At 51.9% G+C, this 7,628-nt stretch carries 6 protein-coding genes and 1 pseudogene; 4 read left to right on the forward strand and 3 right to left on the reverse strand.

The features are described from left to right. The 4 genes from B3P58_RS01500 to B3P58_RS01515 form a co-directional block, all read left to right on the forward strand. Positions 1–236: hypothetical protein (locus B3P58_RS01500; RefSeq protein ID WP_414716552.1), on the forward strand; the 236-nt coding region annotated here is incomplete at its 5' end. 6 nt (positions 237–242) lie between these two features. Beyond that, positions 243–1,283 carry a protein-glutamate methylesterase/protein-glutamine glutaminase gene (locus tag B3P58_RS01505; RefSeq protein WP_286715565.1) on the forward strand — a complete coding sequence of 347 codons (1,041 nt, stop codon included), beginning with the start codon at positions 243–245 and terminating at the stop codon, positions 1,281–1,283. 27 nt (positions 1,284–1,310) lie between these two features. Continuing rightward, positions 1,311–2,516: an EAL domain-containing response regulator gene (locus B3P58_RS01510; protein ID WP_286715567.1), complete on the forward strand. Its 1,206-nt coding sequence runs from the start codon at positions 1,311–1,313 to the stop codon at positions 2,514–2,516. 101 nt (positions 2,517–2,617) lie between these two features. Further along, the gene (locus B3P58_RS01515) at positions 2,618–2,926 is read left to right on the forward strand and encodes a TfoX/Sxy family protein (protein ID WP_286715569.1); all 309 of its coding nucleotides are present in this window, start codon (positions 2,618–2,620) and stop codon (positions 2,924–2,926) included. 73 nt (positions 2,927–2,999) lie between these two features. On the opposite strand, the gene B3P58_RS01520 is transcribed toward B3P58_RS01515, so the two are convergent. The 3 genes and pseudogenes from B3P58_RS01520 to B3P58_RS01530 form a co-directional block, all read right to left on the reverse strand. Then, positions 3,000–6,068: an efflux RND transporter permease subunit gene (locus B3P58_RS01520; protein ID WP_286715571.1), complete on the reverse strand. Its 3,069-nt coding sequence runs from the start codon at positions 6,066–6,068 to the stop codon at positions 3,000–3,002. A gap of 2 nt (positions 6,069–6,070) precedes the next feature. After that, positions 6,071–7,174 (reverse strand): efflux RND transporter periplasmic adaptor subunit, encoded by a 1,104-nt coding sequence (locus B3P58_RS01525; RefSeq protein ID WP_225691765.1) that lies wholly within the window; start codon positions 7,172–7,174, stop codon positions 6,071–6,073. A 250-nt stretch (positions 7,175–7,424) separates the two neighbouring features. Next, positions 7,425–7,628, reverse strand: a pseudogene (locus tag B3P58_RS01530) (NAD-dependent protein deacylase); the annotation flags it as partial.

The following is a 7,628-nucleotide window of genomic DNA, read 5'->3' on the forward strand; positions in this document are numbered from 1 at the left end:
GATTTAAGCCAGAGGATGTTGAAGCCATGATTACCGGAGGAGCAGGCAGCATGCAGGCTTCACTGTTGGCAGAACGATTCCAGGTAGGAAGCTGTAATTATCATCTGGCGCAACAGTTTATATCTGAGGCCGGGTTTCATCTCAGGCAGGAAGACGTTGGTGGCAACTCTGGTCGTAAAGTAATTTTTAATCCGCCAAGCGGAAAGCTGACAATTCAGCTGTTGAGCGGAGTGTGAGGCGTTATGGAACGGAAAATCCGGGTACTGGTAGTGGACGATTCCGCCGTTGTGCGGAATATGATGACAGACATCCTGTCTGCCCAACCTGACATTGAAGTCACGGGGGCCGCCGCTGATCCTTATTTTGCGATTGATAAAATGCGTGGCAACTGGCCGGATGTTATTACTCTGGATGTAGAAATGCCGCGCATGGACGGACTGACGTTTTTGCGGAAAATCATGAAGTCGCGCCCGACGCCGGTGGTGATTTGCTCATCGCTAACGGAAAAGGGAGCCGAAACGACACTAGAGGCCTTGTCTGCTGGTGCCGTCGCAATCTTTACCAAGCCCAAGCTTGGCGTCAAAGATTTCCTGCAGTCCAGTGCACCTGAACTGGTCGATGCTGTGCGTGCTGCCGCCCGCTCCCGCGTGAAAACGATTAACGTGCAGAACACGCAGCACAAACTACTGCTGCCTGAACGTTCGGCGATGATTAAAACCACAGAAACCGTTGTGGCAATAGGTACGTCAACCGGTGGCACTCTGGCACTGGAGAAAATTCTGACAACCTTACCGGTTACGGCTCCGGGTATTGTGATTGTGCAACATATGCCGGAAAAATTTACCGCTGCATTTGCCAAAAGACTGGATTCAATTTGCGCGATTGAAGTCCGGGAAGCGGTTGATGGTGACCGTGTCCGCCCCGGGTTGGCACTGGTTGCACCGGGAGGTAAACACATGACGCTGACGCGCAGCGGTGCGTTTTATTATGTTGCGGTCAAATCGGGTCCGGCCGTTAACCGCCACTGTCCCTCTGTCGATGTGTTGTTCCGTTCAGCGGCGCACTGTGCCGGTAAAAATGCTGTGGGCATTATTCTGACGGGCATGGGGGATGATGGTGCCCGCGGATTACAGGAAATGCTGGAATCAGGGGCTGAAACCTTCGGTCAGGATGAAGCCAGCTGTGTGGTATATGGTATGCCCAAGGAAGCCGTAAAACGCGGTGCGGTGCAGCACGTTATAGGCTTGGGTGATGTGGCTGGCGTGATTATGCGCTATGTCTGAGGCAACAGGGATATTACGGAAATTCATATGGCGCAATTGTCAGTATTAGTGGTGGAAGACAGTCTGGTACAGCGTACTGCTTTGGCTGAAATGTGCCTTGAACTCGGTGCCGGAGACGTTGCTGTGGCCGACAATGGCCGTACTGCACTGAAGGCGATTGATGGCCGTGCGGAAGAGTTTGACTTGCTGATCTGCGACCTGGAAATGCCGGACATGAACGGCATTGAACTGGTCGATTTACTGGCCGCACGCAGTACCGGCAGCGGCCTGATTATTCTTAGCGGACGGGAAGAAAGCCTGATCTATGCCGTTGGTCTGATGGCTTCAAGGCGTGGACTGAGAGTTCTTGGCAGTGTAAAAAAACCGATGACGCGAGATGCCCTGACAAAAATATTTTCAGATTGCAGAGCACAGCAGGATCAGAGTTCAGCCCTGTCTGCGTCGAAACCTTCGCGACCGGTCACCTTGCAGCGTTTGCAGCACGCTATTGGCCAGCGGGAACTGGTGCTGCATTACCAACCCAAAATGAATCTGGCGGATATGTCTCTGCACGGTATTGAAGCCCTGGTGAGAATTCAGGAAGAAGACGGTAGTCTGATTTATCCTGATCGTTTTATTGCCGTCAGCGAACAGGAAGGGTTAATTGATTACCTGAGCCTGGAGGTTCTTCGGCTGGCGCTTGAGCAAAAGAATCGCTGGAATTCTCAGGGCCTTAACACCGTCATATCCATCAACCTGTCGGCGGCGTCTTTCCAGAATAATATTTTTTGTGACGCTGTGTTGGATAACATCCGGGCGATGGAAGCGGATGCAAAAAATATTATTTTTGAAGTAACAGAAACCGCGGTTATTCAGGATATGACCCGGGCTTTGGCTGTCCTGACCCGTTTGCGTCTGGCTGGTTGTGGCTTATCACTTGATGATTATGGTACCGGCTATTCATCTGTTAAGCAGTTATCACAAATTCCCTTTACGGAACTGAAAGTGGATCGGAGCCTGATTGATGGTATTGCCGGCAAGGGGCATTTGCAGGTGATTTTTGAAAACACCCTGAAAATGTGTAACGAACTTGGTATTACTCTTGTTGCAGAAGGAATCGAACAACCAACCGATCTGGATTTTCTGTGCCGTAGTGGTTGTCCGGTTGGGCAGGGGTATCTTTTTTCACCTCCGATTGCTGAATCTGACTTCATTCACTGGTATCAGGCAGGTATGCCGACACTGAATCACTAGGGTCTGTCGACACGGATGCTGCAGGGGGAGCAAGGGGAATGTGACAAGCTGGCGATCTGCATGTTTGAATAGCCAGATGATGATACATTTATTGGAAATACATGAGTCCGACATATATCCGGGATTTACCCGGCCTGGGTGAAAAAAGTGAGCAGTCACTGGCACTGGTTGGTATCACCGATGTTGAGCAATTACGTAGCTGTGGCGCGGTGATGGCTTTTTACCGCTTACAGCAGTTGGCTGCCGCTGAGGGGCGGGCCAAGCCCAGTCTGAATTTTCTTTATGCTCTCGTCGGTGGCCTGAGTAATCGCAGCTGGCTGGCGGTTGACCAGAGTGAGCGGGAACAGTTATTGATGGAATTAGAGGGAATCTCTGAAATGGAGCGTATGTTTCAGACTGACAGTGAGTGATTCCATCGTATCTCACGGTGTAGCACCCATAAAAAAACCTCCAGACGGAGGTTTTTTTATGTCGGTTGATTCATCAGCTTTTAACGGGAGCCTTAATGCCATGACTCATGGCGTACAACACCGGCACTACGCCCAGCGTCAGTACGGTGGCAAAACCAAGGCCAAAGCTGATAACCACGGCCATAGCGCTGAAGAACGGATCAAACAACAGCGGTAACATGCCAAGAATGGTGGTCAGTGCTGCCATGGTTACCGGCCGCAGACGACTGACCGAGGCATGAAAAACCGCATCGTATGGTTCCCGGCCTTCGCTCAGTTCGAGCCGGATCTGATCAACCAGAACGATACCATTTTTAATAATCATGCCTGACAAACTGAGAAAACCGAGCAGCGCCATAAAGCCGAATTCAGCGCCCAGTAACAGCATGCCTGCGCTGACGCCAATAATCGCCAGTGGCACACAGGCCCAGATGACCAGCGCACTGCGCATTTCGTTAAACAGTAGCACGGTAATAATAAACATCAGCAGATAGCCCAGCGGCAGTGAGGCAAACAGACTTTGCTTAGCTTCGCTGGACGATTCATATTCGCCCCCCCAGCTCAGCTCGTAGCCGGGTGGCAGGGTGATGGCTTCGATCTGTGGCTTCAGGCGCTTAAATAAACCATCGGCGGTGATGTCAGCGTCCAGATCCGGATCGGCAAAGACACGGATGGTACGCTTGCGATCACGGCGGGCAATGATCGGATCTTCAAACACCACATCAAAGTGCTCAACCACCTGACCGATCGGAATATAACGGCTGAATACCGGACTCCAGATCTGCAGGTCGGTGAGGCCATCGATATCAAGCCGCTCATACGCAGGTGGGCGCATAATAATCGGTTTTAGGGTGGTGCCTTCACGGTACAGACCAATGCTTTTTCCGGAAAAACTGAGCTGCAACAGATCGTCCATATCCTGTTTGGAAATACCGGCGCGGCGGGCATTTTCTTCATTAAATACTGGGCGAATCACTTTCTCGCGTTCGCGCCAGTCGTGACGGATATTATCGGTGTCAGGGTCTGCACGCATAATCTGTTTGGCCTGCTCGGCCAGAATACGTAGCTGTTCCTGGTCTGGGCCGGCAAAACGGGCCTCAATTTTAGCGGCACTGCCAGGGCCAATCTGCAGGCGTTTGAATTTCACGAAGGCATCCGGCATTTCTTTTTGCGTCCAGCGGCGGGCATCATCAATTAATGCCGAAATCTGTTCCCGCTCGGCAGTACGTACCATAACCTGAGCATAGGCACGGTACTGCCGCTCCGGTGCGTAGGTCAGCATAAAACGCAGTTCACCCTGACCGACCGTGGAGGAGGTAAATTCCACTTCTTCTTTTTGCTGAAAATAATTTTCCAGTGCCAGAGCCTGCTGTTGTGTTGCGCGGATATCGGAGCCTTCGGGCAGCCAGATATCAATCAGGAACATCGGTGTGTTGGATGGCGGAAAGAAGCTTTGTTTTACAAAGCTGTAGCCATAGATCGCAATAAACATAGCAGCCAGCATCACGCCCATGGTCGTTCCGCGGCGCGCTAACATCAGGCTCAGGGTTGTACGATAAATATCGTACAGAAAACCGTGGTAAGGATCGCTTTCCGCATCCGGATGCTCTTCTTTGTTAAACAGCAGATGACAGAGAAAAGGCGTCAGGGTAATGGCGGTAATCCAGCTGAACAGCAGGGAAATCAGCAGCACATAAAATAATGAACCAACAAACTCACCGGTTGAATCCGGTGATAAACCGATAGGTGCAAAGGCGGTAACGGCAATTACAGTGGCACCTAATAGTGGCCACTGGGTTTGCTGCACAATGTCGTAAGCGGCGCGGGTTCGTGACAGGCCTTTTTTAATACCCACCATAATGCCTTCGGTTACGACCAGTGCATTATCGACCAGCATACCGAGAGCAATAATTAACGCCCCCAGCGAAATCCGGTGCAGCTGAATATCCATGACCTTCATGGCAATAAAGGTACCGAGAATGGTCAGCAACAGAATAATGCCGATGATAATACCGGCGCGCATGCCCATAAACAGCAGCAGTACAACAATCACAATCAGGATGGAGGCCAGCAGGTTGAGCACGAAGCCGGTGGAGGAAGCATCCACTTCGGCTGGCTGATCGTACAGTGTGTGCAGCTCAATTCCTAATGGACGGTTGGCATCCAGTATTGCCATTTTCTGCCGTAATTGTTCACCGACAGCAACAACGTTAACACCGCTGTTAAACGCGATACCAATACGCAGCGATGGCATACGGTTGTAATTTGTAAGGTGGTCAGGAACTTCGGCAATACCTTCAGAAATATTGGCAATGTCGCGTAAATAAATCAGTTTATCGGAGCCTGCCTGGCTGACCAGTAAGTCGCCGAGTTCCTGAACGGATCGGAATTCTCCGGTTGGATGAATGCGGATATATTCGTCGCCGATACGGATATGGCCGGCATCCTGTACGGTATTCTGCGTCTGTAATAACTGATACAGACGCGATAGCGGAATGCCGAGGTTGGTCATGCGCTCACGGGAAATATCAATAAATACCTGTTCCTGCTGAGTGCCGGATATGGTGACCTTGGCGATGCCATTAAGCGTCGATAATTCACGCTTGAGATAGTCGGCATAATCATTCAGTTCTTCGTAGCTGTAATCGTTACCCGACAATGCCAGCAACACACCGTACACATCGCCAAAATCATCCATCACAATCGGAGCATTGGCACCGGGTGGCAGGGACGGGGTTTTATCATGCACTTTACGGCGCAATTCATCCCAGATCTGCGCCAGCTGATGGGATTTATAGGTGGGTTTAATCACCAGATGAACCTGGGAAAAACCAGCCTTGGAAATGGAATCAACATGCTTGATATAGGGTAGTGCCTGAATGGCGCTTTCCAGTGGTGCGGTAACTTCTTCCTCCACCTGTAGCGCACTGGCGCCGGGGTAGTAGGTAATCACCATGGCTTCTTTAATGGTGAACTGCGGATCTTCAAGACGGCCCAGCCCTAAATAGCTGATGGCTCCGCCGACGAGCAAAATGGCCAGCATCATCCAGCTGGTCGTGCTGTGCTTAATAAAGTAGGTGGCCGAGTTCTGTGGCTGACTCATGCTTAAAGACCCCGTTCCTGAATCCAGGGGCGGATACGCATCCCTTCATGGGCCTGATGAACACCAGCGGCGAGAATGGTATCGCCTGGCTGTAATCCCTGAGTGATTTCCAGCCCTGCGGTTGACAGCTGGCCGATTTTTACAGCGCGTGTTTGCAGGGTCATATCAGCTGTTACTATCCACACCATCGCCTGCGAACTGCCATCGGCCTGCTGTTCGCCCTGAAAGACTGCCTGGGGTGGGACAATCAGGTTCTGGCTGCTCTGGCTCAGCACCTGGCTTAGGTCCACGTGCACGCTGGCACTCATCCCTGGCAGTAAATTCAGCGAAGGCGGACGGGGCAGGGTCAGCGTGATGGTAAAACTGCCGGTCGCCGGATCGGCCTGAGCCGTATGCTCTTTATAGCTGGCGCGGAAACGCTTGCCTGGCAGGGCCTCAAACTCAACATCCGGCTGATAGTTGGTGTTTTCTTTTTTGGCGATATGCGCCATCAGGTTTTCCGGAATCTGTAAGCGAACTTCAAGCTGATCCTTGGCCTGCAGCATAACCAGGGTTTTACCGGCGGCCACCGGCTGATGATTATCGGCATAGACTTCGGCAATAACGCCGGAAAACGGTGCTTTTAAAGTGGTGTAAGACAGGTCTGTGCGGGCGCTGGCCAGCGCCGCTTTACTGATATCCAGTTCGGCTTTGGCCTGATCAAACTGTGACTGGGAAATCTGCCCCAGTTCAAACAGGTCTTTTACCCGCTGAAACTGTGACTCCGCCAGTTCATAGCGGGCTTTACGGTCATCAACACGCAGCTGGTAATCGGCGGGGTCAAGGCGTGCTAATACGTCTCCCTGACGCACTTCTTTACCGGCCTGAGCCGGCAGTGTCAGCAGTTCACCACTGACGCGGAATGCCAGTGCAGCACGTTCGGCGGCCTGTACCTGAGCGGGAAAGCGTCGCAGCATTGTCTGGCTGGCCGGGCTGATCTGGAAAACTTTAGCCGGATGAACCACGGTAGCGGTTGCACTGGCCTGTTGCTCAGAGCAGCCACTGGTAAGCAGTAGTGTTAATGCTGCAGCGGGCAGCAGCCACAAAGGGCGGGATACATGGATCATGCGCAATTCCTGTTAGCGGGCTGGCGGGAGCCGGGCGGAATGAATGCCGGGATATCTTATTGATAAGCATGGCCTTTCATTACGGTTTGGCCAGTCTTGGGGAGGATTTTAGGCTAGTTTGTGTTTTGTCAGCAGATATGAAATCTGCAACCGATAATCCTGAATTCAGGACAATCTTAATTGTTTGCCAATAAATATAAGCGCCTTTAGGCCTCTTTGTTTTAAAAAGAGGATTAATTGCCGGCAGACACTACAGCAGCCGCTGCAGGAGGGAGGGGAGTGTCCGGCCGGCCTGGCCGTACAGGTGCTCGGCAAAGGCATCTTCGGTATTCGAAGGCTCCAGATTGATCTCTACGGTGTGGGCACCGGCCCGGCGGGCGATGTCGACAAATCCGGCAGACGGATAAACATGGCCTGAGGTTCCGATACTCAGAAACAGGTCACACTGCTCCAG

Origin of the sequence: Thalassolituus sp. UBA2009, assembly GCF_002335285.1 — a bacterium.
Classification (GTDB): Bacteria; Pseudomonadota; Gammaproteobacteria; order Pseudomonadales; family Oceanobacteraceae; genus Venatoribacter; species Venatoribacter alkanivorans.